Source organism: Xanthomonas campestris pv. phormiicola (assembly GCA_025666215.1).
GTDB lineage: Bacteria > Pseudomonadota > Gammaproteobacteria > Xanthomonadales > Xanthomonadaceae > Xanthomonas_A > Xanthomonas_A campestris_A.
In genome coordinates, this window is the sequence record CP102593.1 from 1,507,670 (window position 1) to 1,533,628 (window position 25,959).

General features: G+C 69.9%; 21 protein-coding genes. 15 read left to right on the plus strand and 6 right to left on the minus strand.

Features of this window, described 5'->3' with window-relative positions; translation table 11 throughout:
- Positions 1-222: 222 nt before the first annotated feature.
- Positions 223-2,613 (minus strand): TonB-dependent receptor, encoded by a 2,391-nt coding sequence (locus tag NRY95_06195; protein ID UYC17546.1) that lies wholly within the window; start codon positions 2,611-2,613, stop codon positions 223-225.
- A gap of 277 nt (positions 2,614-2,890) precedes the next feature.
- On the opposite strand from NRY95_06195, the gene NRY95_06200 reads away from it, so the two are divergent.
- The gene (locus NRY95_06200) at positions 2,891-4,747 is read left to right on the plus strand and encodes an ABC-F family ATP-binding cassette domain-containing protein (protein ID UYC17547.1); all 1,857 of its coding nucleotides are present in this window, start codon (positions 2,891-2,893) and stop codon (positions 4,745-4,747) included.
- Between the two features lie 124 nt (positions 4,748-4,871).
- The gene (locus tag NRY95_06205; protein ID UYC17548.1) at positions 4,872-5,381 is read left to right on the plus strand and encodes a YcxB family protein; all 510 of its coding nucleotides are present in this window, start codon (positions 4,872-4,874) and stop codon (positions 5,379-5,381) included.
- Positions 5,382-5,531: 150 nt separating this feature from the next.
- Here the strand turns inward: NRY95_06205 and NRY95_06210 are convergent, their stop codons facing one another.
- The gene (locus tag NRY95_06210) at positions 5,532-5,822 is read right to left on the minus strand and encodes a hypothetical protein (GenBank protein UYC17549.1); all 291 of its coding nucleotides are present in this window, start codon (positions 5,820-5,822) and stop codon (positions 5,532-5,534) included.
- Between the two features lie 314 nt (positions 5,823-6,136).
- On the opposite strand from NRY95_06210, the gene NRY95_06215 reads away from it, so the two are divergent.
- Entirely contained in the window at positions 6,137-7,381 is a 1,245-nt protein-coding gene (locus NRY95_06215; protein UYC17550.1) for an alpha/beta hydrolase, read from the plus strand.
- Between the two features lie 87 nt (positions 7,382-7,468).
- Here NRY95_06215 and ampR read toward each other — a convergent pair whose 3' ends face one another.
- A complete protein-coding gene (gene ampR, locus NRY95_06220) occupies positions 7,469-8,347 on the minus strand; it encodes a LysR family transcriptional regulator AmpR (GenBank protein UYC17551.1) in 879 nt (292 codons plus the stop codon).
- A gap of 98 nt (positions 8,348-8,445) precedes the next feature.
- Here ampR and bla point away from each other — a divergent pair, with 98 nt between their 5' ends.
- Entirely contained in the window at positions 8,446-9,336 is an 891-nt protein-coding gene (gene bla / locus NRY95_06225) for a class A beta-lactamase (GenBank protein UYC17552.1), read from the plus strand.
- A 253-nt stretch (positions 9,337-9,589) separates the two neighbouring features.
- Entirely contained in the window at positions 9,590-10,564 is a 975-nt protein-coding gene (locus tag NRY95_06230; protein ID UYC17553.1) for an alpha/beta hydrolase, read from the plus strand.
- Between the two features lie 82 nt (positions 10,565-10,646).
- Here NRY95_06230 and NRY95_06235 read toward each other — a convergent pair whose 3' ends face one another.
- The gene (locus tag NRY95_06235) at positions 10,647-12,797 is read right to left on the minus strand and encodes a phospholipase C, phosphocholine-specific (protein UYC17554.1); all 2,151 of its coding nucleotides are present in this window, start codon (positions 12,795-12,797) and stop codon (positions 10,647-10,649) included.
- Between the two features lie 85 nt (positions 12,798-12,882).
- A complete protein-coding gene (locus NRY95_06240) occupies positions 12,883-15,267 on the minus strand; it encodes a TonB-dependent receptor (protein UYC17555.1) in 2,385 nt (794 codons plus the stop codon).
- Between the two features lie 330 nt (positions 15,268-15,597).
- Between NRY95_06240 and NRY95_06245 the strand changes: the two genes are divergently transcribed.
- Both NRY95_06245 and NRY95_06250 read left to right on the plus strand, forming a co-directional pair.
- Positions 15,598-16,851 (plus strand): cation:proton antiporter, encoded by a 1,254-nt coding sequence (locus tag NRY95_06245; protein ID UYC17556.1) that lies wholly within the window; start codon positions 15,598-15,600, stop codon positions 16,849-16,851.
- A 146-nt stretch (positions 16,852-16,997) separates the two neighbouring features.
- Positions 16,998-17,333, plus strand: a complete 336-nt coding sequence (locus NRY95_06250) for a zinc ribbon domain-containing protein (protein ID UYC17557.1) — start codon at positions 16,998-17,000, stop codon at positions 17,331-17,333.
- Between the two features lie 70 nt (positions 17,334-17,403).
- Here NRY95_06250 and NRY95_06255 read toward each other — a convergent pair whose 3' ends face one another.
- Complete coding sequence (locus NRY95_06255; protein ID UYC17558.1) at positions 17,404-18,348, minus strand: DUF3011 domain-containing protein; 945 nt, start codon at positions 18,346-18,348, stop codon at positions 17,404-17,406.
- A gap of 158 nt (positions 18,349-18,506) precedes the next feature.
- On the opposite strand from NRY95_06255, the gene aspS reads away from it, so the two are divergent.
- The 8 genes from aspS to NRY95_06295 all read left to right on the plus strand — a co-directional run bounded on the left by aspS (position 18,507) and on the right by NRY95_06295 (position 25,895).
- Positions 18,507-20,264, plus strand: coding sequence for an aspartate--tRNA ligase (aspS, locus tag NRY95_06260; protein ID UYC17559.1), 1,758 nt, complete (start codon positions 18,507-18,509; stop codon positions 20,262-20,264).
- Positions 20,265-20,267: 3 nt separating this feature from the next.
- Positions 20,268-20,792 (plus strand): GNAT family N-acetyltransferase, encoded by a 525-nt coding sequence (locus NRY95_06265; GenBank protein UYC17560.1) that lies wholly within the window; start codon positions 20,268-20,270, stop codon positions 20,790-20,792.
- Positions 20,793-20,884: 92 nt separating this feature from the next.
- Positions 20,885-21,010 (plus strand): hypothetical protein, encoded by a 126-nt coding sequence (locus tag NRY95_06270; protein UYC17561.1) that lies wholly within the window; start codon positions 20,885-20,887, stop codon positions 21,008-21,010.
- Positions 21,003-21,668, plus strand: coding sequence for an alpha/beta hydrolase (locus NRY95_06275; GenBank protein ID UYC17562.1), 666 nt, complete (start codon positions 21,003-21,005; stop codon positions 21,666-21,668). The genes NRY95_06270 and NRY95_06275 overlap by 8 nt, the downstream gene beginning before the upstream one ends.
- 81 nt (positions 21,669-21,749) lie before the next feature.
- Positions 21,750-22,481, plus strand: a complete 732-nt coding sequence (locus NRY95_06280) for a YebC/PmpR family DNA-binding transcriptional regulator (protein UYC17563.1) — start codon at positions 21,750-21,752, stop codon at positions 22,479-22,481.
- A gap of 181 nt (positions 22,482-22,662) precedes the next feature.
- Positions 22,663-23,175, plus strand: coding sequence for a crossover junction endodeoxyribonuclease RuvC (ruvC, locus tag NRY95_06285; GenBank protein UYC18521.1), 513 nt, complete (start codon positions 22,663-22,665; stop codon positions 23,173-23,175).
- A gap of 163 nt (positions 23,176-23,338) precedes the next feature.
- Positions 23,339-23,923, plus strand: a complete 585-nt coding sequence (ruvA, locus tag NRY95_06290; protein UYC17564.1) for a Holliday junction branch migration protein RuvA — start codon at positions 23,339-23,341, stop codon at positions 23,921-23,923.
- Between the two features lie 52 nt (positions 23,924-23,975).
- On the plus strand, positions 23,976-25,895 hold the full coding sequence (locus NRY95_06295) for a potassium transporter Kup (protein UYC17565.1): 1,920 nt from the start codon (positions 23,976-23,978) through the stop codon (positions 25,893-25,895).
- The last annotated feature ends 64 nt before the right edge of the window (positions 25,896-25,959 follow it).

Genomic DNA, 25,959 nt, shown 5'->3' on the forward strand with positions numbered 1-25,959 from the left:
CGGATGCCGAACGGCAAAGGGGGCGGTCGCTGCGCGACGGCGGCCGGGTGGGCCTGCCCCAGGGATCGTTATTATTATTTAACAATCGCGCGACAGCGCCGCATGCCTCGGCATGTTCTTATGCTTTTCGGTTCTAAGCGGAATGGCGGCCGGTCCCAATGGCACAGGCCGCCCGCGCCCTGAGGCGGAGCGGCCCGTGCCGGGGCCGAGCGTGCGGCTGGCCTAGAAGCGGTAGCTCACCCGGCCGAACCAGTAGCGGCCGTTGAAGCCGAACGGAGACAGCGACGAGTACTGCAGGCCGCTGGGGCGGTCCTCGTAGATGTTGTTCGGTGCCGACCGGGTCGGGTACTGGTTGGTGAGGTTGTCCGCGCCCACGCTGAAGGTGAGGTCGCGCCAGGTGTAGCTGGTGGACAGGTTCAACAGCCAGCGTGCGGCGAAGGTCTGGTCCTGGCTGCCGTCGGCGTTGTCGCCGCGGCGGGTGACCGCGCCATAGCGGGTGGCGTCGCCGCGTACGCTCCAGCCGGCGCGGGTCCAGTCGGCGCTGAGCACGTACTTGGTGCGCGGGGTGGCGTCGGTCAGCAGGCCCTGGCTGGCACGCCGGAAGTTGGGATCGGAGACTTCCAGGATCTCGGTCTTGTTGTAGTTGGCGCTGAAGCTCAGGTTGAGCTTGCCGGCCTGCTCCAGATCGAGCAGGTAGTTGTTCACCCAGTCGACGCCGCGGGTGCGGGTGGTCGCGCCGTTGACGAAGAACTGCACCGCGGTGACCTGCCCGATCGGCTCGTCCAGCGAGAGCTGGTCCGAATACAGGATCTGGTCCCAGATGCGGATCTGGTACAGGTCCAGGGTGGAGCTGAAGTCGGTGCCGGCCTGCCACACCGCGCCGACGCTGTAGTTGCTGGATTTCTCCGGGGTCAGCGGTTTGGCGCCGAGCGCGATGGCCACCGGGTCGGAGGTGCGGTAGGTGCCGATCTGGGTCAGTTGCCCGTTCTGCAGCAGGGTCACCACCGAGGCGTAGTTCTGCTGCGCCAGCGACGGCGCGCGGAAACCGTTGGAGACGGTGCCGCGCAGGGCGAAGCCATCGTTGAACTGGTAGCGCGCCGACAGCTTGCCGGAGCGGGTGGAGCCGGCGTCGCTGTAGTCCTCGTAGCGCGCGGCCAGGCCGCCGGAGAGTCTTTCGGTCAGGTCCGCCTCCAGGTCGGCATACACGGCCTTGCTGTGCCGCTCGAAGTTGCCGGCCACCGCCGGCGACAGGCCCGGGAACACCTGCGAGCCGCCCGGATAGGCGCTGCCGGTGTCCGGGTTGATCGTGGTCGGGTCGAAGAAGTACGAGTCCGGCGAGCCGGCGTTGACCGCGTACTTGTCCTGCCGGTATTCGGCGCCGAAGGCGAGGTTGACCGGGTAGGCCAGGCCCCAGTCGAAGGATTTGCTGGCGTCCGCGTTGAGCACGCCCTGCCGGTTGCGGAAGCCACCGGCATTGAAGCGGGTGGGCGAGGCGCCGGTGGTCCAGTACAGATTGGTGTTGATGGTGTTGAGCAGGTTGAAGGTCACGTCGTTCTCGCCGTAGTCGGCCGAGACGTCCCAGGTCCAGTCGCTGTCGGTGCTGCCCTTGAGGCCGAGCACCGCGGCGCGGTCGTTGGACGGGTTGTAGATCTGCGGCAGGAAGCCATTGGGATAGATCGCCTGCACGTTGCGGTCGCTGTTGTCCCAGGCGCGGTAGTAGCCGTTGGATACCACTTCGCGGCGGCTGAAGTTGGCGTAGCCGTACAGGTCGATGCGCGGGGTCAGCGCATAGCCGAAGCTGAGCAGGCCCTGGTAGGTCTTGACCGCGGGATCGCCGTAGCGCTGGTACGGAATGCCGCCGGGGTTGTCCGCGCCGGCCAGCGTGGTGGCCTTGTCGGTGTTCTCGGCGCGGTTGGTGTTCATCGCGTTCTGGTAGTTCCAGGACAGCCGCACCCAGCCGGGCGCTTCGCCGTCGTTCGCGCCGCCGAAGGCCAGCCCGTAGGAGCCGTCCACGCCGTTCTGCGCGCCGTCGCCCTTGTCCATGATGCCGCCGTTGACCGAGACGCTGTTGCTGCCGGGTTTGGCGCCGTGCTTGAGCACGATGTTGATCACCCCGGCGATCGCATCGGAGCCGTACTGCGCGGAGGCGCCGTCGCGCAGCACTTCGATGCGCGCGATCGCCGACATCGGGATCGAGTTCAGGTCCGCCGGCGCCGAGCCGCGGCCGACCGAGGGGTTGTAATTGACCAGCGAGGTGGTGTGGTAGCGCTTGCCGTCCACCAGCACCAGCACCGCGTCCGGGGACAGGCCGCGCAGGGTCGCCGGGCGTAGCGCGTCGTTGCCGTCGTTGATGGCCGGGCGCGGGAAGTTCAGCGACGGCAGCAGCTTGCCCAGGGCGCTGCCCAGGTCGCTGGCGCCGGTCGCCTGCAGCGATTCGGGGCCGATGATGTCGATCGGCGATTGCGACTCGGCCACCGTGCGGTCGGCGATGCGGGTGCCGGTGACGATGATGTTGTCCAGGGTCTTGGGGGCCTGGTCTTGCTGGGCGAAGCTGGTGCCGGAGGCGAGGGCGAGCAGGATGGCGCTGGCCAGGGGGAGCGGGGGGTGCTTCATCGTACGGAGACTCCAGTGGCTGGGGGATGGCGTGGGTCTGAGTGCCCGGGGGCATGCGGCGTGCTGCGGTGCAGCGAGAAATCCTCCCGATTGAAATGGTTTTTTAACCAAGGCGCGTATACAAAAACGGTACTGGGTCGTGTTGCCGGTCGCCGGGCTGGCCCGATCGATGGCCCGGTCGCTGGGCGCGGGCGCCAGGCCATGCCCCGGATCCGGGGTGGGCCATCCGGGACGAAGCGGATACACTGCCGCCTCGATATTCGAGTGCCCCCTGTCCGTGATTTCCCTTAGAAACTTCGCCATGCGCCGCGGCGAGCGGCTGCTGTTGTCCAACGTGGATCTGACCCTGCATGCCGGCTACCGCGTCGGCGTGGTCGGGCGCAACGGCACCGGCAAGTCCAGCCTGTTCGCGGCGATCCGCGGCGAGCTGGAGGCGGACAAGGGCGATGTGGAACTGCCCGGCAAGCTGCGCACCGCCAGCGTCGCCCAGGAAACCCCGTCGCTGCCGGACCCGGCGCTGGACTTCGTGCTCGGCGGCGACACCGAGGTGGCCGCGGCGCTGCAGGCCGAGGCCGACGCGCTGGCCGCCGAGGACTGGGAGGCGGTCGCCGCCGCGCACGTGCGCCTGGAAGAGGTCGGCGGCTACGACGGCACCGCGCGCGCCGGCAAGCTGCTGCACGGCCTGGGTTTCCCGGCGGCGACCCATTCGCGTCCGGTCAAGGACTTTTCCGGCGGCTGGCGGGTGCGGCTGAACCTGGCGCGGGCGCTGATGATGCCCTCGGACCTGCTGCTGCTCGACGAGCCGACCAACCATTTGGACATGGACGCGGTGCTGTGGCTGGAGCAGTGGCTGCTGAAGTACCCGGGCACGCTGCTGCTGATCAGCCACGACCGCGAATTCCTCGACAACGTCGCCACCCACACCCTGCATCTGCATGGCGGCGGGGCCAAGCTGTACGTCGGCGGCTATACCGATTTCGAGCGCCAGCGCACCGAGCAGCTGCGCCAGCAGCAGATCGCGCACGACAAGGAACAGGCCGAGCGCGCCCACCTGCAGAGCTTCATCGACCGCTTCAAGGCGCAGGCCAGCAAGGCCAGCCAGGCGCAGAGCCGGATGAAGCGGCTGGCGAAGATGGCCGGCACCGAGGCGGTGCGCGCCGAGCGCGAGTTCCGCATCGAGTTCGCCCAGCCCAACCGGCTGCCGCATTCGCTGATCCGGCTCAACCACGCCGACTGCGGCTACGGCCGCGAGGTGATCCTGCGCCAGGCCGGGTTCGGCCTGGAGGCGGGCGACCGGATCGGCCTGCTCGGCCCCAACGGCGCCGGCAAGTCGACCCTGGTCAAGAGCCTGGTCGGCGAGATCCCGCTGCTGAGCGGCGAGCGCAGCGCGCATCCGGACCTGCGCATCGGCTACTTCGCCCAGCACACGGTGGAGTCGCTGCACGAAGGGCAATCGCCGATCGACCATTTCCGCGAGATCTCGCCGGACGCGTCGATCCAGGCGTTCCGCGACTTCCTCGGCAAGTGGAATTTCCCCGGCGACCGCGCGTTCGAAGTGGTGGACGGCTTCTCCGGCGGCGAGCGCGCGCGCCTGGCGCTGGCGCTGATCGCCTGGCAGCAGCCGAACGTGCTGCTGCTCGACGAGCCGACCAACCACCTGGACCTGGAGATGCGCGAGGCGCTGGCCGAGGCGCTGAGCGATTTCGAGGGCGCGATCGTGATGGTCTCGCACGACCGCCACCTGATCGGCCTGGTCTGCGACACGTTCTGGCGCGTGGCCGACGGCGTGGTCGAGCCGTTCGCCGGCGACCTGGACGAATACGCGGCGTGGCTGCGCAGCCGTCCGGCCGCGCAGGGCACCAAGCAGAAGATGGCCGAGGTCGCGCCGACCCCGCCGCCGCCGGTCAAGCCGCTGCCGGCGAAGAAGCCGCCGAACCCGCACAAGCTGGCCGCCGCCGAGAAGCGCGTGGGCGAACTGGAAGCGGCGCTGGCCGAGCTCGACGGCCAGCTCGCCGACCCGAAGCACTACGCCGACGCCGAGAAGATGGCGGTGCTGGGCCGCGATCGCGAAGCCACCGCGCAGCAGCTGGCGCAGGCCGAGCAGGCGTGGATGGAGTTGATCGAGGGCGCCTAGCGCATTGCGCTCGCATCGCGAGCGCAGGCAGCCGCAGTTTTTTCCGGTGCCGCGTGCGGATGCCGGTTCATGCGCGCGCCAATAAGCTTGTGCCGACGACAGCAGCCAACGGGACCGGCCGAGCATGATCAGCGGCATCATCAGCGTGGACGATTATCTTGCCGCGCAACGTCTGCACCAACGGCGCCCGCTGCGGCGCGCGCTGGTGCTGACCGCGACGCTGCTGCTTGCTGGAGTGCCGCTCGTGATAGTCGGCACCAGCGATGCCGTCTGCGTCGTCGGCGGCATGCTGGGCGGCATCGGTGGCGGCGGCCTGATCGGCCTGGCCCTGCTGTACGGGTGGAAACTGCCGCGCAAGCTGCGGCGCCTGCATGCGCAACAGGCGGCGCTGCGGCATGCCATCACCTATGCCTGGGACGAGACCGGCCTGGAGGTGCGTTGGTCGGGCGGGCAGGCGCGGCGTCCCTGGACCGATTTCATCCGCTATCGCGAAAGTCCGCAGGTGCTGCTGCTGTACCACAACGACATGTTGTTCGACATGGTGCCCACCTCCTGGTTCGCCGATGCCGCCCAACGCGAGGCGTTCCGGCGGCTGGCAGCGCGGGTGGGAAGCGACGCCGCGCGCGCCGTGTAGCGCCGATAGCCAGGTGCCTGGGGCATGCGCGAATGACGATGAAGGATCGCGGCAGGCACATGGCGTCCGCCTACGGTAGTGTCAGCGCGGATAGTCGGGCCATTGCCCGCTTCGCGCTTGCCGGCGCGGTGCCGGCGTGCTCCGGGCTGCTCAGGCGGCGGCGCTGGCCACGACCAGCAGGCCGCCGGCGATGGCGGCCCAGTCCAGCGGCGTGCGCGAGCGCAGGCCGCGCAGCGACGGGCGTGCCGTCGGCGTCGGCCGCAAGCCGGCCTTGATCCCCATCAGGGCCAGCCCGGCCGCGCTGAGCGCCCAGTGCCATTCGCTCGCGCCGCTGCGCAGGAAATAGGCCAGATGCAATACGCACAGGCAGGCCAGCGCGGCGGCCAGGACGATGTCGCGCGAAACCAAGGCCGGACGGGCGGCCATGACGAAACGGTTCATTGCGTGTTCCCCCAGGAACGTGATCGCCTTCCCCTGGCGCACATTACGACTGCGACCACGATCATAGTTCGGCGCCTGGACGGCCGCCAAGTGGCAGTGCACCAATTCTTCACGTGCCTTGCGCCTGCGCCGCGTGCGTCCCGGTCGCCATTGCCGGCACGATGGCTGGCCAGGTGCGGCGGCGCTGGCCGGAACCGGGCCCGGTATGCGTTGGAGCTTGTGGTGTGGACGCGGCGACAGATGTCCGCGCCGCGCGCGGTGGATGCGGCGCGCGGGCGGCCGCTGGCCATGGAGACGACCTCAAGGAGAGCGGCATGAACCGAGTCGTGGCAACAGCGCTGCTGTTGGCATTTCTGTCCGGCTGCGCCAGCTACGGCCAGCAGCGGACGCAGCGGGCGATCTGCCGCGAGGCCTCGTCCCTGTCCAGCGGGTGCAAGGCAGCGGAGTTCATCGTGCTGGACGGCGATGGCGCCGCGCCGGCACCGGCACTGGCCTTCGTCGAGTTCGACCAGAACGGCGCGCCCTACGATCCAGCGTCGATCGACGACGTCATCGGCAAGATCGCCGCGACCGCCGCGCAGCCGCCGCAGCGCCTGCTGCTGGTCGTGTTCATCCATGGCTGGAACCACAACGCGGCGCAGAACGATGGCAACGTCATCGCCTTCAAGGCCTTCCTGCGCCAGCTGCAGGCGCAGGAACAGGTGCTGGCGGTGGGCAAGCGGCGTGCGGTGGTCGGCGTCTACCTGGGCTGGCAGGCCAAGGCCTCGGACAACAGCCTGCTCGAACTGCTCTCGTACCGGGACAAGAAGGAGTTGGGGTTGACCACCGGCGTGGAGGGCGTGCGCGGCGTGCTGGCGCGCCTGGCCGAGTTGCGCCGCGCCGCGCCGGAGAGCCGCCTGGTGCTGATCGGACACAGCTTCGGCGGCGGCGTGTTGTTCACCGCGGTCAAGGACCGCATCGTCGCCGCCGTCGGCGATCCGCAGGCGCCTCGGCAGAAGGCGTATGGGGATCTGGTGATCCTGCTCAATCCGGCGATCGAGGCCGAACAGTTCGTCGCGCTGCACCAGGCCGTGGCGCAGACCGCATTCCGGGCGTGCGAGCCGCTGGCGATGGCCAGCTTCACCTCCGACGCCGACACCGCGCTGTCCAGGGAATTTCCGCGCGGCATGCGTTTGTTCTATCCGCAGCGGCTGGCGGCGGCGAGCGCGGACGAGGCCGAATTGATCACCACGCCGTACGGCCTGTATCCGCCATTTTCGCGCTATCGGCTGCGCGTGCTGCCTGGAGCGACGGTGGAGACCGCGCTGACCCCGGCGGCGTTCACTGCGGCGGCACGCACCTGGAGCGGCTTCAGGGCCGGCACCGGCGCATTCGCACTGGGCGGGATCGAATTGGCGTCCAGCGCGACGCAAGCGCCGCAGCCCTGGGTGCCGCTGTTGAACGTGCGCGTGGACAAGGCGCTGATCCAGGAGCACAACGCGATCTGGGATCCCAGGTTCGCCTATTTCATTCGCGGCCTGGTCGGCATGGAATTCGCCAAGGGCGATGCCTGCCGATGAGCCGGCGGCGCGTGCGACATCGATCGTGTGGGCCATAGGGCGTATCCGCATCGCGGGACGCGGCCGAACCGTCCGCGCGCGCTGCGCTCAGTTCGCCGCGTGCTGCTGCTCGGCCAGCAACCATTCGCGCAGGCGGCGTCCGGCGTCGTTTTCCGCGCGCGAGCGCAGCCGGGTGAGCCAGTAGCGTCCGGCGTCGATGCGGGTCGGGAACGGCGAGAGCAGGCGCCCGGCGTCCAGGTCCTGCGCGAACAGGCGCAGCGGCAGCAAGGCCACGCCGGCGCCCGCCGCCGCGGCGCTGGCCAGGGTCAGCGACGAATCGCAGATCGGCCCGCTGGCGACCACTTCCGGCGCGCCGGCCGCCTGCAGCCAGCGCGCCCATTCGTCCAGCCGATAGGACCGCAGCAGCGGCACGCCGCCCAGGTCGGCCGGCACGCGCAGCGACCGTGCCAACGCCGGCGCGCACACCGGTGCGAACGGCGCGTCCAGGATCGGCGTGGCGCACTGGCCTTGCCAGTCGCCGTCGCCGAAACGGATCGCCAGGTCCAGGCCTTCGCCGGCCAGATCGACCCGGTTGTTGTGGGTGTGCACGCGCAGTTCGATGTCCGCATGCGCGGCGTGGAAGGCATCCAGCCGCGGCAGCAGCCAGCCGACCGCGAAGGTGCCGACCACGCCGATGCTCAGCGTCTCGCGGTAGCGGCCGCCGGCGAAGCGCTGCAAGGTGGCGGCGATGCGGTCGAAGGCCTCGGTCAGCACCGGATGCAGGCGCTGGCCCTCGTCGGTCAGCGCCACGCCGCGCGGCAATCGCTGGAACAGGACCACGCCCAGGCGCGCTTCCAGTTGCTTGATCTGGTGGCTGAGCGCGGCCTGGGTCACGCACAGTTCGGCGGCGGCGCGGGTCAGGTTCTGGTGCCGGGCGGCGGCCTCGAAGGCGCGCAGGGCGTTCAACGGCAGCTGCGGGCGGATCATCGTGAGGCATTAGATATTTTCATGATCGCGATTGAATAACCTCGCTGGTGGGCCGCGGTCAAGCTGCGCATGATCGGGTCTTCCGATGGAGGTGGACGATGCTGGACAGACGACGATTCCTGCAGGGCATGGGGCTGGCGGCGGCCGCGCTGGCGGTCGCGGCGGTGGATGCGAAAGTGCCGCAAAACAAGGCGCAGACGCTGGCGCAGCGGCTGGCCGGGATCGAGCGGCACACGGGCGGGCGACTCGGGGTGGCGCTGCTCGACGGCAGCGGCGCAGCGCTTGGCGGGCAACGCCAGGACGAGCGCTTCCCGATGTGCAGCACCTTCAAATTTGTATTGGCGGCGGCGGTGCTGCAGCGGGTCGACCGCGGCGAACTGAGCTTGCAGCAACCGGTGCAGATCCGCGCCGCGGACATGCTGGCGCACGCGCCGGTCACCGAGCGCCATGTCGGCGGCGCGCTCAGCTTGGCCGAGCTGTGCCGGGCGACGATGATCTTCAGCGACAACCCGGCGGCCAACCTGCTGTTCCCGCTGGTCGGCGACCCGCCCGGGTTGACCCGCTTCCTGCGCGGGCTCGGCGATGCGCAGACCCGCAGCGACCGCCACGAGCCGGAGATGAACCGGTTCGCCGCGGGCGACCCGCGCGATACCACCACGCCGGCGGCGATGGCCGCGACGCTGCGCGCGCTGCTGCTCGGCGATGCGTTGCAGCCGGCTTCGCGCGAGCGGCTGGCCGCGTGGATGCTCGACAACCGCACCGGCGACGCCTGCCTGCGCGCCGGCCTGCCGCCTGGCTGGAAGATCGGCGACAAGACCGGCAGCAACGGCACCGACACCCGCAACGACATCGCCATCGTGTGGCCGCCGGGCCGGCGCACGCCGTTGTTGCTGACCGCCTATCTCAACGGCGCCAAGGTCGATGACGCCGCACGCGACGCGGCGCTGAAGGCGGTGGCGGTCGCGGTGCGGGAGACGCTCGCGGATTGAGCGTTGCGGTGCTACCAAGCCGCACACGTTTGCGGCGTAGCCATTGCCGCTCGGCAACTGTCGTGGCCCAGCGGATGCCGCCGCTGGCTGGCGGCATCGCGCATCCCCAACTGGGCGCGGCAGCCGCGCCCGCATTGCAGATCACGACATCCAGGCGCATGCGCTGCCAGGCCTGCAGTCGAACGCATCGCGTTTTTTCCACGCATCGCATCCACTCCTATCCCCATCCTCGCCATCCACTGGACCACTACCAATGCGTAATCCGCTTCTTTTTGTAGTCGCCGCCGCCGCACTTGTGGTCGCTCACACACCGGCGCAGGCCGAGATCTGGCAACCGGCGCCGGGCCATGTTCAGGTGCCGATCTGGCCAGGCAAGGTGCCCGATGCGTTGCCTCATCCGAAACCGGAATCGGTCGGTCCCGGCCCGGGGCGCCCGTGGTGGCCCAGGGCCAACGATGTCAGCCGGCCGACGATGACGGTGTACGCGCCCACCGGCCGCAACAGCGGTGCGGCGGTGGTGGTGTTTCCGGGCGGTGGCTATCAGGTCCTGGCCATGGATCTGGAAGGCACGGAGATCTGCGATTGGCTGACGTCACGGGGTATCACCTGCGTGTTGCTGAAGTATCGCGTCCCGAACTCGGGGCCGACCTGGGTCAACGGCGGCCGCTACTATCCGAAGGTACAGACCGCGCTGCAGGACGCGCAGCGCACGCTCGGACTGGTGCGCCTGCATGCGGCGGAGTGGGGGATCGATCCGCACAAGATCGGCGTGATCGGGTTTTCCGCGGGCGGGCACCTGGTCGCCGCGGCCAGCACGCATTTCGCAACGCGCACGTATCCGGCGGTGGATGCCGCGGATGCGCAGAGTTGCCGCCCGGACTTCGCCATCGCCGTCTATCCGGGCCACCTGTGGGCGCACGAGGATGAGGATCGTGCAAAGCGCGATCCGACTCACCTGGAGCTACGTGCGGATATCACCGTGAGCGCCGACACGCCGCCGACCTTCCTGCTGCAGGCCGAGGACGACGAGGTGGATGGCGTCGCGCAATCGTTGGCCTATTACGTCGCGCTGAAGCAGGCCGGCGTGCCGACGGAAATGCATCTTTACGCGCAGGGTGGGCATGCGTTCGGGTTGCGGCCGAGCACGTTGCCGATCGCGCAATGGCCAAGGCTGGTGGAGACGTGGCTGGGAACCATCGGCGTGTTGGACGCGGTTGCGACGCACTGACTGCCGCCGCGCTTGCGTGGCATGACCCGCAAGCGTGATCCCGCACTGCGCGCAGCCTTTGCGCTGCGCAAGGCGGGAGCGCTCAGCCGAGCGCGCCAACCGCGATCGGGTCGTCCTGGAACAACCGCGCCGGCCCGCCCATCGCCGGATCGCTGACGCCGGGCTTGCCGGTTTCCACGCGCCCGGCCAGACGCTGGCGCGCGCCGTCCTGGATCAGCCACAGGTCGTACCAGCCGCCGCTGGGCGCCGCGCTCCAACTGCGCCGCTGTTCGGTGCCGGGCGCCAGCGTCACGCTGTCGTGCGGTTGCGCCTGCGCATAGGCGCCGGGCTGCAGTTCCACGCGCAGCGCGCTGCTGCCGGGATTGCGCAGCAGCAGGCATAGCGCCCGCGGATCGCGCGCGTCCTGGGCGATCTCGGCGTGCAGCGGCGCAGCGTCGAGGTCGCCGCGGTAATGGCGGTGGAAGCCGTTGGGGCCGAGCAGCCACAGGTCGTAGCGGCCGTCGTAGGTGGTCCAGGTGGCGTCCAGCGTGGCGCCTGCGCCGAGCGTGTAGCGCCGCGGAATCGCGGCCAGGTCGTAGCGGTCGTAGACCTGCAGCACCGCGGCTGCGCCGGCATTGCCCATCCGCAGCAGCACTTCGCCGCGTGCGCTCACGTGTTGCAACTGCACCGTCGGGCGATACGGCAATGCGCGCGAGCGGCGCACGCCGAACGGCTGCTGCGGCGCCTGCACGGTGGCTGGCAGCGGCGGCAGCACATGCTCGTGCAGGGCGGCCGCGCGCGCGGCGGCGGCGCTGACGTCGGGCAGCGCGGCGAAGAACGGGCGCGTATCGGCCTGGCGGAAGTCGAAGGCATCGACCAGGTCGCCGCAGACCGCGCGGCGCCACGGCGTCAGCCCGCTGGCGGCGACGCCGAAGCGGCGTTCCAGCAGGCGCAGCACCGAGGTGTGGTCGTAGACCTGCGAGTCGATCCAGCCGCCGCGGCTCCACGGCGAGATCACGTACATCGGCACCCGCGGGCCCAGCCCGTAGGGCCGGCCGCGCAGTTCGGGCAGATCGGCTTTTTCGTCGCCCGGGGCGGGGTGCAGGTGGTATTCGCCGTCGGTGCTCACCGTCGAGGCGCCGGCCCAGCCGCCGGCCGCGGCGGGATCGGGCGAGGGCGGCGCCGGCGGTGGCACGTGGTCGAAGAAGCCGTCGTTCTCGTCGAACATCAGCAGCAGCGCGGTGCGCGACCAGACCTTCGGATCGGCGGTCAGCGCATCCAGTACACGCGCAGTGTAGGCCGCGCCCTGCGCGGGGCTGGACGGATCGGGATGCTCGCTGCCGGCGGCGTCGGCGATGATGAAGCTCACCGCCGGCAGCCGCGCGCCGAGCACGTCCTCGCGCAGCTGCGCCAGCGTGCGCGTACCGACGCCGCGTTCGCGCAGGTGCGGTTCGTGCCCGGGCGCGCCGCGCCAGGCGGCACGGAACGGAGCGAAGCCGGCCAGCGGGTTGTCGGTGAAGTTGTCGGCCATGTCCTGGTAGATCTGCCAGGACACGCCGGCCTGCTGCAAGGCTTCCACGTAGCTGGGCCAGCGGTAGTCGTCGGCATGCCCGCCCAGTTCGGGGAAGTTGTCGTGCGAGTTGGCGATCACCGGCCCGCCGGCGCGCGCCTGCGGATCGTTCTGCCCGGTCCACAGGAACACGCGGTTGGGATTGGTGCCGGCCTGGATCGCGCAGTGGTAGGCGTCGCACAGGGTGAAGGCCTCGGCCAGCGCGAACTGGAACGGCAGGTCGTCGCGTTCGTAGTGGGCCAATGCGTGGTCGTGCTTGGCCGCGGCCCAGCGGCCCATGCGGCCGTGGTCCCAGGCCTGCTGCGCATTGGGCCAGGTGTGCGGGGTGCCCTGCACGCGCATGCCGCGGAAGTCGCGCGCGGTCTGCAGCGGGAACGGCGCCAGCAGCCGGCTGCCGTCTTCGCTGGGTTGCAGCCAGACGGTGCGCGGCGCGCTGCCGGGCAACGGCGGCGCCGGGATCGGGAAGCGGTCGCCGAAGCCGCGCGCGCCGGCGAAGCTGCCGAAGTAGTGGTCGAAGGCGCGGTTCTCCTGCATCAGGATCACCACGTGCTGCAGGTCCTGCAGGGTGCCGCTGCGCACGTCCGGGGCGATCGCGGCGGCGCGGGCGATGCTGAGCGGCAACAGCGCGGCGGCGGCGCCGGCGACGCCGGCCTGGAGCAGGCGGCGGCGGGGAAGATCGGTCATGGCGCGTGCACCGGCAGGACGGGACGAAAAGGGCTCGCCGGCGGCGCCAGGCCGCCGGCGAGGACGCAGCATGCGGGCTGCGCGATTACAGATCCAGCGTCAGGGTCAGGCCGACCGTGCGCGGTGCGGCGATGAACGCGCTGTCGCTGCCGTCCACGCCTTCCAGGTAGCGCTTGTCGGTGAGGTTGCTGACGTTGAGGTCCAGCTTCACGCCCTGCAGCTGGGCCGACAGCTGCGACAGGCTCAGGCCCAGGTGCGCGCCGAAGGTGGTGACGCCGTCCAGGCTGTTGCTGTTGGACGCATCCAGGTAGCGCTTGCCCAGGTAGCGCCCGGAGATGCCGAACGACCACGCCTGGCCCTGCCAGTCGGCCGAGGCCACCAGGGTGTTGCGCGGCTGCCCGATCACCTGCGAGCCGGGGGTGATCTCCAGTGCGGTGTCGCGCGCGGCGTCGCCGCTGCCCAGGTAGGTCGCCTTGTTGAAGGTGTAGGCGCCGTTGATCCGCCAGCCGTTGTCCCAGCCGTAGCCCAGCGCCGCTTCCACGCCGCGCGCATGCACGCCGCCGAAGTTCTCGTAGACGCCGTCGGTCTCGCCGAGATAGTCGATGCCGCTGACGAAGTTCGCCGGCACGTAGACGATGCGGTTGTCGAAGCGGATGTCGTACACGGTGACGCTGCCGGTCAGCGGCCAGCGGCTCATGCGCAGGCCCAGCTCGATGTTGTCGGCGGTCTCCGGCTTGACCCGGCTCAGCGCCACCGGGTCGGTCTCGCCGAGCACGCCGGAGGGAATCGCGGCGAAGTTCTGCGAATAGCCGGCGAAGGCTTCCAGGCCCTTCACCGGCGTGGTCCAGGTCAGGCCGGCGGAGAACAGCGGATCGGAATGCGAGTCCGACTCGACGTGTTCGCTGTCGCCGATGCGGCGGTCGCGGGTCTGGTCGACGAAGAACTGCTTGACGCCCACGCGCCAGGCGAAGTTGCCGTAGCGCATCACGTCTTCCACGTAGTACATGCGCTCGTCGGTGTCGTAGTGGTCCTTGAACTGCACCCAGTACGGCACGTGGTCGAAGGCGATGTTGGTGCCGACGTTGAGCAAGCGGTGCCAGTCGCGGGTGACGCTGCGCTGGTATTTTTCCAGCCACACACCGGCGCGCACGGTGTTGTCGATCGCGCCCAGGTCGGCGCGCCATTCGGCATCGGCGGTGACGCCGGCGCGGTCGTTGTCGTAGTGGCTGTGGCGGTAGGACTGCACCGCCTGCGAGCCGGCCGGGTAGCAGGCCGGATCGGACTCGGCCGGCACCGTGGCGCTGCCGCTGCAGCCGGCCAGCATCGTCGCCGCCGCGCCGCCGGGGGTGACGAAGTAGATCTTGCCCAGGTCGCTGCCGCCGTACACGGTGTGTCCGCCGGTGTATTCGGATTCGGGCTTGCCGCTGCCGTCGTCGGTCACGTCCACCAGGTACGGCGGGATCCAGTCGCCGCGGCCTTGCATGCGATGCGCATAGCCGGCGAGCGTGGCCTTGAAGCCGTTGCCGCCGTCGAACGCGCCGCGCAGGTAGCCGAAGGTGTTCTTGCGCAGCGCGCGCGAGCCGGAACGGTAGTTCTGGTCCAGATAGGGAATGCCGGTGAGGGTGCCGGTCAGCAGGTCGTGCTCGGGATCGCGCGCGAACTGCTCGGGGGTGACGCTGCTGTACTCGGATTCGTCGGCATCGTCGTAGGACAGGTAGCCGCTGAGCTTCCACGCGCCCAGGTCGCTGTCGAACTTGCCGGCGAGATGATCGCGGGTGGTGTGGCCGCTGCCGTCGATCCAGTCGGTGTTGCTGCTGTGCGAGGCGCTGAGCCAGGCCTTGCTGGTGCTGATCAGGCCGGTGTCGTAGCGCGCGTAGTACTTGCGCGCCTCGTTGTCGCCGATGCCCACGGCCATGCGCACGCGCTGCGCGTCGAGCGGTTCGCTGGTCAGGTAGTTGAGCGTGCCGCCCAGCGCTTCGTTGGAGCGCGAGGCGATGTCGGCGGTGCCCTGGCTGACTTCGACCGTCTCCAGGTCGAGCGTGTCGATGAAGCGGTTGGCCTTGGAGCCGCCGCCGTAGGCCGAGCCGCCGTTGGGCAGGCCGTCGATGGTGGTGCCGATCTGCTGCGTATCGCGGTTGCTGACGAAGCCGCGCATGCTGATCTGCGTGCCCCAGTCGGAGGAGCCGAACGCATCGGCCTCGGTCACGATCACCCCGGGCAGTTCGTTGAGCACGTCGTTGACGCTGCCCATCGCGAACTGGCGGTCCAGCATCTCCTTGCTGACGCTGGTCTTGGCGTAGGTGGTGGCCTGGCCGACGACCTGCACCTGGTCCAGGGTGGAGACCTGCGCGTCGGCATCGGCGGCAGGAGCGCTGGCGTCGCTGGCCGCCTGGGCGTGGGCGACCATTGCCGACAGCAAGAGGGCGAGGGTCGTGCGCCGCGGAGCACGGAAACTTTTCGGAAAATTCATCAAGGGCGAATGCTTGTGTGGGGGCTGCGATGGTGTCGACACATGGTTGCGTGTGTGTGACTGCCTGTTTGCGTTACGTGCTGCCGTGCGCGCGCATCCGCGATACGGCGTGCGCAGGGCGCGTGCCAGCGGCGAGGCATGCGGACACGTCTCGCCGCTGCCGCGCTGGAGCCGCTGCCTCGCGTGTCAGGCTGCCGGCCTGCATACAGATAGGGAACAGGCAACCACTGCAGGCGCCGGTGCAGCGTGACGACACCCGTGCGCGCCACGCGGCATCATTGGCGCTGCTGCCGTCGCCGCCGGTGGCCCCCACGATGGACACGCTGCCCGATGAGCCACGAACTGATCTACCTGCTGCTGATCTTCGCCCTGCTGGTGATCCCGCGCGCGCTGCAGCGCTTCAAGCTGCCGGCGCCGCTGACCTGCCTGCTGTTCGGCATCGTCGCGATGCTGGCGATGGGCGAGCGCGCGCACGATGCGGTGATCGCACTGCTGGCCACGCTCGGCATCTCCTCGCTGTTCCTGTTCGCCGGCCTGGAGGTGGACCTGAAGGCGCTGCGCCGCGGGTTGTGGCCGCTGCTGCTGCACCTGCTGGTGCGCGGCGGCACCTTGTTCGGGGTCGGCTGGCTGGCCTGGCGCTACGCCGCGCTGCCGTGGCAGGCGGCCGGGTTGCTGGCGCTGGCGCTGCTGACCCCGTCCACCGGCTTCATCATCGATTCGCTGGGCCGGCTCGGGCTCATCGAGGAAGAGCGCTTCTGGGTCACCAGCAAGGCCATCGCCGGCGAATTGCTGGCGCTGGCGGCGTTGTTCGTGATCCTGCAGGCCGGCGATCCCTGGCGGATGGGCCTGTCCAGCCTGGCGTTGCTGGCGATGCTGGTCGGCCTGCCGCTGCTGTTCGTGGCGCTGGGACGCTGGGTGGCGCCGCAGGCGCCCGGGTCGGAGTTCTCGCTGCTGGTGATGGTCGGGCTGATCGCCGCCTACATCACCTATTCGCTGGGCGTGTACTACCTCGTCGGCGCGTTCATCGCCGGGCTGGTCGCGCGCCTGCTGCGCCAGCGCATGCCGCTGCTGGCCTCCGACGAGAACCTGCACGCGGTGCGCCTGTTCGCCTCGTTCTTCGTGCCGTTCTACTTCTTCAACGCCGGCACCAAGGTGCCGAGCGGGGCGCTGAGCCTGCAGGCGCTGGGACTTGGCCTGGCGCTGACCGCGTGCGTGCTGCCGCTGCGCATCGGCATCGTCTGGCTGCAGCGGCGGCTGCTGTTCGGCGAGGATGCGCGCAGCAGCCTGCGGGTATCGCTGGCGCTGGCGCCGACCCTGATCTTCACCCTGGTGCTGGCCGGGATCCTGCGCGAGCGCTTCGCCATCGCCGATGCGCTGTTCGGCGCGCTGCTGCTGTACGCGGCGCTGAGCACGCTGCTGCCGTCGTTGCTGTTGCGCATGCCGTTCGACGTGGATCCGGCCGACGCCGCGCCGCTGCCGGCGGCGCCAGCCCAGGGCCTGCGCGAGGCGCCGGCTGCGCAAGATCCGGCACCGCCGCTGCCGGTCGATCCGCCGCGGCCGGCGCTGCCGCAGGCGGCCGTTTGAGCGGCCCGCGGTTCCCGGGCCCGCGCAGCGACGCGGCGGCCCGCAGGGAAATCCCTGCCCCCAGGGCGCCACGCGCCGGTATCGCTTGAAAGCCGGCGCCCGGGCCCCATACTGGCTGCCTGTGTTCCTTTCGCGTTTTTGCCGCCATGCCGATCTATGCGTTCCAATGTGCCGAGTGCGGTCACAGCTTCGACCGCCTGCAGAAACTGTCCGATCCCGATCCGGACGCCTGTCCGGCGTGCGGTGCGCCCGCGGTCAAGCGGCAGCTGACCGCGCCGTCGTTCCGCCTGTCCGGCAGCGGCTGGTACGAAACCGACTTCAAGAAGGACGGCGACAAGAAGCGCAACCTGGCCGAGTCCGGCAGCGGCAGTACCGGCGAGGCCAAGCCGGCCGCCGCGTCCGCCTCCACCGACAGCGCGGCCAAGCCTGCCGCAACCCCCGCGGCCACGCCGGCGCCGGCCGCCAAGCCCGCTGCGACCTGAGCGGGACGTCCCGGAAATGCGAACGGCCCGGAGTCGCCTCCGGGCCGTTCGCGTTCCTGCCTGGCAAGATTCAGCGGGCGCCGAAGCGTGCCCGGCAGCCTTCCTTGACCCACACCGCGTTGCCTTCGTAACCCCAGTTGCGGCCTTCGACGCAGGTGGTGCCGGAGAGCTGCTGGATCACCGCCGGGCGGCCCTGGCGGCGGTCCCAGGCGCAGCTGCGCAGGCGCTTGTCGTCGCTGCTGCAGGTCACCGAGTAGTCGTCGCCGGACGGCGGGCGGCCCGGACCCCAGCCGCCACCGCCGCCGCCCCGGCCTTCGGCGAACTCGCCGCGGCAGCCATCGTCCACCCACACCGCGCCGTCGCGCTGGCCCCAGGTGCGGCCCTCGATGCAGCGGGTGTCGGAAAGCTGCCGCACCAGCACCGCATTGCGCCAGCCGGTGGTGCAGACGCGCTGGCGCTGGTCCTGGCTCTCGCAGCGGATGGTGCCGCCGGGACCAGGGCCGCCGCCATCGCCCCAGCCGCCGCGGCCTTCGGCGAAGCGGCCGCGGCAGCCGCGGTCCACCCACACCACCCCGGGGCCGGACCCCCAGGTCTGGCCCTCGATGCATGGCGAATCCGACAGCGCGCCGACCAACTGCGCGCGGCCGCGGAACGGGGTGGCGCACTGGCGGCGCTTGCGGTCGTTGCTGGAGCAGGCGATGGTCTGGGCATTGAAGCCAGGTTGCGGCCGCCACTGGCCGCTGCTGCCGCGCAGCGAGGTCGAGATGTCCTGCTGGATGCGGCCGAAGCCCCAGCCGCGGTCGATCTGGTCCAGGTAGAACTCCAGCTGGTCGTCGGGGATCTGCCGGCCGCGGCTCTGGTCGGCGTATTCGCGCTCGATCACCCGCACCCGGCTCGGCACCGACAGCTGCCGCAGGTCCTCCGGCGCATAGGCGCGGGCGCTTTGCGCAGCCACCGGCCCGCTGGTCAAGGCCAGGCCGACCACCAACAACCAACCGCTCAGCTGCTTCAACATGGGTCCCCTCCGACGCCCGTGACTGTGGGCGGACTATAGCCTCACGGAAACTTAAGGCCAGGTGAGTTGCGGCGGGATTTGCCCGGGCCGGCGCCGCGCCGCAGAATATCCGGCTCGCCGGCGCGTTCTGCGCCGGCGGCCCCACCTTGGAGTTTGCGATGCGTACCCACTTCTGCGGCCTGGTCGACGAGACCCTGATCGGCCAAACCGTCACCCTGGCCGGCTGGACCGATGTCGCCCGCAATCTCGGCGGCGTCTGCTTCATCGACCTGCGCGACCACGAGGGCATCGTGCAGGTGACGGTGGAGCCGGAGAGCGCGGAGGTGTTCGCGGTCGCCGCCTCGCTGGGCTACGAGGACGTGCTGCAGGTCGAAGGCGTGGTGCGCGCGCGGCATGCGGTCAACGACAAGCTGCGCAGCGGCAAGGTCGAGGTCATCGCCACCCGCATCAGCGTGCTCAACAAGGCCGCGCCGCTGCCGTTCCATGCGCACGAGAACCCGGGCGAGGAAACCCGCCTGAAGTACCGCTACCTGGATCTGCGCCGCCCGGAAATGCAGCGCATGCAGCGCACCCGCATCAAGCTGGTGCAGGCGCTGCGCCGTTATCTGGACGAGCGCGGCTTCCAGGACATCGAGACCCCGATCCTGACCAAGGCCACCCCGGAAGGCGCGCGCGACTTCCTGGTGCCGGCGCGCATGCATCCGGGCGAGTTCTACGCGCTGCCGCAGTCGCCGCAGCTGTTCAAGCAGATCCTGATGGTGGCCGGCTTCGACCGCTACTACCAGATCGCGCGTTGCTTCCGCGACGAGGCGTTGCGCGCCGACCGCCAGCTCGAGTTCACCCAGCTCGACATGGAGTTCGCGTTCGTGCGCGAGCGCGACGTGCAGGATGCGGTGGAACAGATGATCCGCCACATCTTCAAGGAAGTGGTGGACGTGGAACTGGCCGCGCAATTCCCGCGCATGACCTGGGCCGAAGCGATGCGCCGCTATGGCTCGGACAAGCCCGACCTGCGCATCGGCCTGGAGTTGGTCGATGTGGCCGAGCTGGTCAAGTCCAGCGAGTTCCCGGTATTCGCCGCGGCCGCCGCCGATGCCGACGGCCGCGTCGCCGCGCTGCGCATTCCCGGCGGCGCCACGCTGTCGCGCAAGCAGATCGACGACTACGCCGCGCATGCCGCCAAGTACGGCGCCAAGGGCCTGGCCTACATCAAGCTGTCGGAGACCGGCGAAATCAGCTCGCCGATCGCCAAGTTCTTCTCCGAACAGGCCTTCGCCGCACTGGTCAAACACGTCGGCGCCGGCAACGGCGACATCGTGTTCTTCGGCGCCGGCGGCTACAACAAGGTCTCCGACTTCATGGGCGCGCTGCGGCTGAAGGCCGGCAAGGACTTCGGCCTGGTCGCGCAGGGCTGGGCGCCGCTGTGGGTCACCGATTTCCCGATGTTCGAATGGGACGAGGAAGCGCAGCGCTACGTCGCCCTGCATCACCCCTTCACCGCGCCGGCGGTGGACGACATCGCGCAGTTGCGCACGCATGCCAGGACCGCGGTGTCGCGCGGCTACGACATGGTGCTCAACGGCAACGAGATCGGCGGCGGCTCGATCCGTATCCACCGCCCGGAGATGCAGAGCGCGGTGTTCGAACTGCTCGGCATCGGCGCCGAGGAGGCGCGCGCCAAGTTCGGCTTCCTGCTCGACGCGCTGAACTACGGCGCGCCGCCGCACGGCGGCATCGCCTTCGGCATCGACCGCATCGCCGCGCTGATGGCCGGCACCGACTCGATCCGCGACGTGATCCCGTTCCCCAAGACCACCGGCGCGCAGGACCTGATGACCGACGCGCCGTCGCCGATCGCCGACGCGCAGCTGGCCGAAGTGCACGTGCAGGTGCGCGCCAAGCCGGTGCAGGGCTGAGCGATGGCGTTGGCGATCCGCCAGGCCACGCCGGACGACGCCGCCGCGCTGGCGGCGCTGGCCGCGGCCACCTTCACCGAGACCTTCGGTCATCTGTATTCGCCGGAGGACCTGTACGGCTTCCTCGGCGAGACCTACACCGCCGAACGCCAGCGCATCATCCTGCAGCACCCGGATTACGCGATCTGGCTGCTGGAGGACGACGGCGTGGCGGTGGGCCATGCCGCGGCCGGTCCCTGCGGCCTGCCGCATGCCGAGGTGCAGCCCGGTGACGGCGAATTGAAGCGGCTGTACCTGCTGCGCTCGCACCAGAACAGCGGCTGGGGCAGCCGCCTGTTCGAAACCGCGCTGGCCTGGCTGGAGCGCCAAGGCCCGCGCACGCTGTGGATCGGCGTGTGGTCGGAGAACTTCGGCGCGCAGCGCTTCTATGCGCGCTACGGCTTCGAGAAGGTCGGCACCTACGAGTTCCCGGTCGGGCAGACCCGCGATCTGGAGTTCATCCTGCGCCGCGTGCCGCAGGCCGCGTAGTCCACGCGGCATACCGATGTGGATGGCCGCCGGGAAGGGCGGGCGATGGGGGCGTAGTAGACTGGCGGCTCCGAGCCTGACAGGAGATCGCCATGTCGCGACCACTGAAATGCGCCGCGGCCTCGCTGCCGCTGCTGGCCGCATGCGCGCCACCGGCCGCGCTGCAACCGGCCACTGGCGGGCCGGCGGTGGTCATCGTCCGCCTCATCTGTGGTTGAGGCCGCGCGCACGCGCACCCTCGGCGCCGCGGTCGATCGCTTGCCGCAGGTCCTGCTGCTGCACGGAATCTGGAACGGCCGCGTCTGGCTCGGCCCGCTGGCCTGGCGGCTGCGCCGCGAGGGCTTCCGCGTCGCCGCCTTCGGCTATTCGACCGCCTTCGGCGGCGCCGAGGCGGCGCTGCCGCGCCTGCAGCGGCGGATCGAACAAATGGCGGAGCGGGGGCCGGTGGCGCTGGTCGGGCACAGCCTGGGCGGGCTGATCGCGCTGCAGGCCTTGCGCCAGGCGCCGCAGCTGCCGGTGACCCGGGTGGTGTGCCTGGGCTCCCCGCTGGCCGGCAGCGCGGTGGCGCAGACGCTGTTGCGACGCGGCCTCGGCGTCGCTCTCGGACGCAGCGCGGCCTTGCTGCAGCAGGGTCTCGGGCGCTGGGACGGTCCCGCCGCGGTCGGCATGGTGGCCGGCAGCGTCGCGCTGGGACTGGGCAACCGCATCGCCGCGCTGGGGCCGCAATCGGACGGCACCGTGGCCCTGGCCGAGACCCGTGTACCGGGCCTGCGCGACCATTGCCTGGTGCGCGCCAGCCACAGCGGCCTGCTGTTCTCGCCGCTGGCCGCGCGCCAGGCCGCGGCGTTCCTGCGCCATGGCCGCTTCGCCGCCTGAGCGCTTGCGCCGCGGATGCGGGCGCGGCGGCGCAATCGAGTAAAATCCGCCGCTTGTCCTAACTGATGTCCGGAACGCCCCATGGGTAGAGGCCCCTCGATCGAAGCCCGCAAGAACGCATCCGATGCGAAGCGCGGCAAGATTTTCACCAAGATCATCCGCGAGATCGGCGTCGCCGCGCGTGCCGGCGGCGGCGACCCGTCCAACAACCCGCGCCTGCGCGTGGCGATGGACAAGGGCCTGGCCTCGAACATGTCCAAGGACGTGATCGAGCGCGCGATCAAGAAAGCCACCGGTGAGCTGGAAGGGGTGGAGTACGAGGAGATCCGCTACGAGGGCTACGCGCCGGGCGGGGTCGCGGTGATCGTCGATTGCCTCACCGACAACCGCGTGCGCACCGTGGCCGACGTGCGCCACGCCTTCAGCAAGTGCGGCGGCAACCTGGGCACCGAAGGCTCGGTGGCGTTCATGTTCAAGCGCCTGGGGGTGCTCAGCTTCGCTGCCGGCGCCGACGAAGAGAAGATCACCGAAGCGGCGATCGAGGCCGGCGCCGACGACATCGTGGTCTATCCGGAGGACGGCGCGATCGACGTGCTGACCTCGGCGGACGCGTTCCACGCGGTCAAGGACGCGATGCAGGCGGCCGGCCTGGCCGCCGACCATGCCGAGATCAGCTTCCGCGCCGACAACGACATCGCCGTGGAAGGCGATACCGCGCTGCAGGTGCGCAAGCTGCTGGACATGCTGGAAGACCTGGACGATGTGCAGGCGGTCTATTCCAATGCCGACCAGTCCGCGTTGAGTGGCGGCTGAGATGGCGACGGCCGGGACTCGGGGCGCTGCCGGGACTCGGGACTCGGGACTCGGGACTCGGAACAGCGAGGTGCCAGGGCCTGACGGATCGTCGGCGCGGCCTGTCGCAGCCATTAGCCCCGGCCGTGCTGCAGCGCCTTCGAGTCCCGAGTCCCGGGTCCCGAGTCCCGCCAAGGTCCGCATCCTCGGCATCGACCCGGGCTCGCAGCGCACCGGCGTGGGCATCATCGACATCGACGGCAGCGGCCGCACCACCCATGTCCACCATGCGCCGCTGCTGCTGCTCGGCGAGGGCGACTTCTCGCAGCGGCTCAAGCGCCTGCTGCACGGCCTGGGCGCGCTGATCGAGGAATACCAGCCGCAGGAAGTGGCGATCGAGCGGGTGTTCATGGGCAAGAGCGCCGACGCGGCGCTCAAGCTCGGCCACGCGCGTGGCGCGGCGATCTGCGCGGTGGTGCTGCGCGACCTGCCGGTGCACGAGTACGCGGCCAAGGAGATCAAGCTGGCCATCGTCGGCAAGGGCGCGGCCGAGAAGCAGCAGGTGCAACATATGGTCGGTCTGATGCTGAGCCTGACCGGCAAACTGCAGGCCGACGCCGCCGACGCGCTGGCGGTGGCCATCACCCATGCCCACGTGCGCGCGACCGCGCAGCGCCTGGGCGTCAGTACGCAACAGGCTTGGAGCAGGAAATGATGAGATATGTGGGGACTCGGGACTCGGGACTCGGGACCCGGAACAGCGGATTGCCGCGTTCCAAGAGATCGCCGGCGCGCCGGGTCGTGCCCGTCCATCACCACCGCGCAGCAAACCCTTCGAGTCCCGAGTCCCGAGTCCCGAGTCCCGAAGGAGCGCTCCAATGATCGGCCGTCTGCGCGGCATCCTCGCCTACAAGCAGCCGCCGTGGCTGGTGATCGACGTGGGCGGGGTCGGCTACGAGCTGGAGGCGCCGATGAGCACCTTCTACGACCTGCCCGACGTCGGCCGCGACGTGATCCTGTTCACCCACTACGCGCAGAAGGAAGACAGCGTGTCGCTGTACGGCTTCCTGCGCGAGGGCGAGCGGCGCCTGTTCCGCGACGTGCAGCGGGTCACCGGGATCGGCGCCAAGATCGCGCTGGCGGTGCTGTCCGGGGTCAGCGTGGACGAATTCGCGCGCATGGTCACCAGCGCCGACGTCACCGCGCTGACCCGCATCCCCGGCATCGGCAAGAAGACCGCCGAGCGCATGGTGGTGGAACTGCGCGACCGCGCCGCGGACTTCAGCGGTGGCGCGCCGGTCAGCGGCCAGCTCGGCACCGATGCGGTGTCCGAGGCCACCGTGGCGCTGCAGCAACTCGGCTACAAGCCGGCCGAGGCGGCGAAGATGGCGCGCGATGCCGCCGCCGACGGCGACGAGGTCGCCAGCGTGATCCGCAAGGCCCTGCAGGCCGCGTTGCGCTGACCGCGCGCCGTACCTCTTTCTTCACGCCTCGCGGCGCTAACCTGATCCCCACATGTCCTCCACTCCCGCTCCGTCCCCCGGCTCCGGCCATTCGGCCGATGCCTCGCATGGCAAGGCCGGCTTCGCGCTGATCATCGGCGCCATCGGCGTGGTGTTCGGCGACATCGGCACCAGCCCGCTGTACACGCTGAAGGAAGCGTTCTCGCCGCATTACGGCCTGAGCAGCGACCACGACACCGTGCTCGGCGTGCTGTCGCTGGCGTTCTGGTCGCTGATGATCGTGGTCACGCTGAAGTACGTCACCATCATCATGCGCGCCGACAACGAGGGCGAGGGCGGCATCATGGCGCTGATGGCGCTGACCCAGCGCACCATGCGCAAGGGCTCGCGCTCGGCCTACGTGGTCGGCATCCTCGGCATCTTCGGCGCCTCGCTGTTCTTCGGCGACGGGGTGATCACCCCGGCGATCTCGGTGCTGGGCGCGGTCGAAGGCCTGGAGGTGGCCGCGCCGGGGCTGCATGCGTTCATCGTGCCGATCACCGTGGTGGTGCTGGTGATCCTGTTCCTGGGCCAGCGCTTCGGTACCGAGAAGGTCGGCAAGGTGTTCGGCCCGATCACCTGCCTGTGGTTCCTGTCGCTGGCGGCGATCGGCATCTGGAACATTGTCGACGCGCCGGAAGTGCTGAAGGCGTTCAGTCCATGGTGGGCGATCCGCTTCTTCCTCGACCACGGCTGGCACGGGGTGTGGATCCTCGGCGCGGTGGTGCTGGCGGTGACCGGCGGCGAGGCGCTGTACGCGGACATGGGCCACTTCGGCGCGCGCCCGATCCGCCACGCCTGGTATTTCTTCGTGCTGCCGTGCCTGGTGCTGAACTACCTGGGGCAGGGCGCGCTGGTGCTCAAGCATCCGTCGGCGTTGAAGAACCCGTTCTTCGAGGCGGTGCCCGGCTGGGCGCTGTACCCGATGATCGTGCTGGCCACGCTGGCGGCGGTGATCGCCTCGCAGGCGGTGATCACCGGCGCGTTCTCGATCGCGCGCCAGGCGATGCAGCTGGGCTACATCCCGCGCATGCTGATCAAGCACACCTCGCACGACACCATCGGCCAGATCTACATCCCCGGCATCAACTGGCTGCTGATGGTGATGGTGATCGCGCTGGTGCTGATCTTCCGCAGCTCCACCAACCTGGCGGTGGCCTACGGCATCTCGGTGTCGGCGACGATGCTGATCGACACCCTGCTGCTGGCGCTGGTGGCGCGTGCGCTGTGGCCGCGCTGGCGCAACTGGGTGCTGCCGCTGTGCGTGGTGTTCTTCGTCATCGACGCCGCGTTCCTGATCGCCAACGGCGCCAAGCTGCTGCAGGGCGCCTGGTTCCCGGTGGCGCTGGGCATCGTGATGTTCACCCTGATGCGCACCTGGCGCCGCGGCCGCGAGCTGCTGCGCGAGGAGATCCGCAAGGACGGCATCCAGATCGACAGCTTCCTGCCCGGGCTGATGCTGGCGCCGCCGGTGCGCGTGCCCGGCACCGCGGTGTTCCTGACCGCCGACGCCACGGTGGTGCCGCACGCGCTGATGCACAATCTCAAGCACAACAAGGTGCTGCACGAGCGCAACGTGTTCCTGACCGTGGAAACCCTGCCGGTGCCGTATGCCTCGGCCAAGCAGCGGCTGAAGATGGACGCCATCGGCGACGAGTTCTACCGGGTGATCGTGCGCTTCGGCTTCATGGAGACCCCCGACGTGCCGCTGGCGCTGATGCGCTCCTGCGACCAGGGCGGCATCTACTTCGACCCGATGGACACCACCTATTTCGCCAGCCGCGAGACCATCGTCGCCAGCGCCAACCGCGGCATGCCGATCTGGCGCGACAAGCTGTTCGCGGTCATGCACCGCAACGCCGCCCCGGCCACCGGCTTCTTCCGCATCCCCGGCAACCGGCTGGTGGAGCTGGGCGCGCAGGTGGAGATCTGAGTGGCGGCGGGACTCGGGTTTCGGGACTCGGGACTCGGAAAAGCGGCAGTTCGCCTGCCAGTTG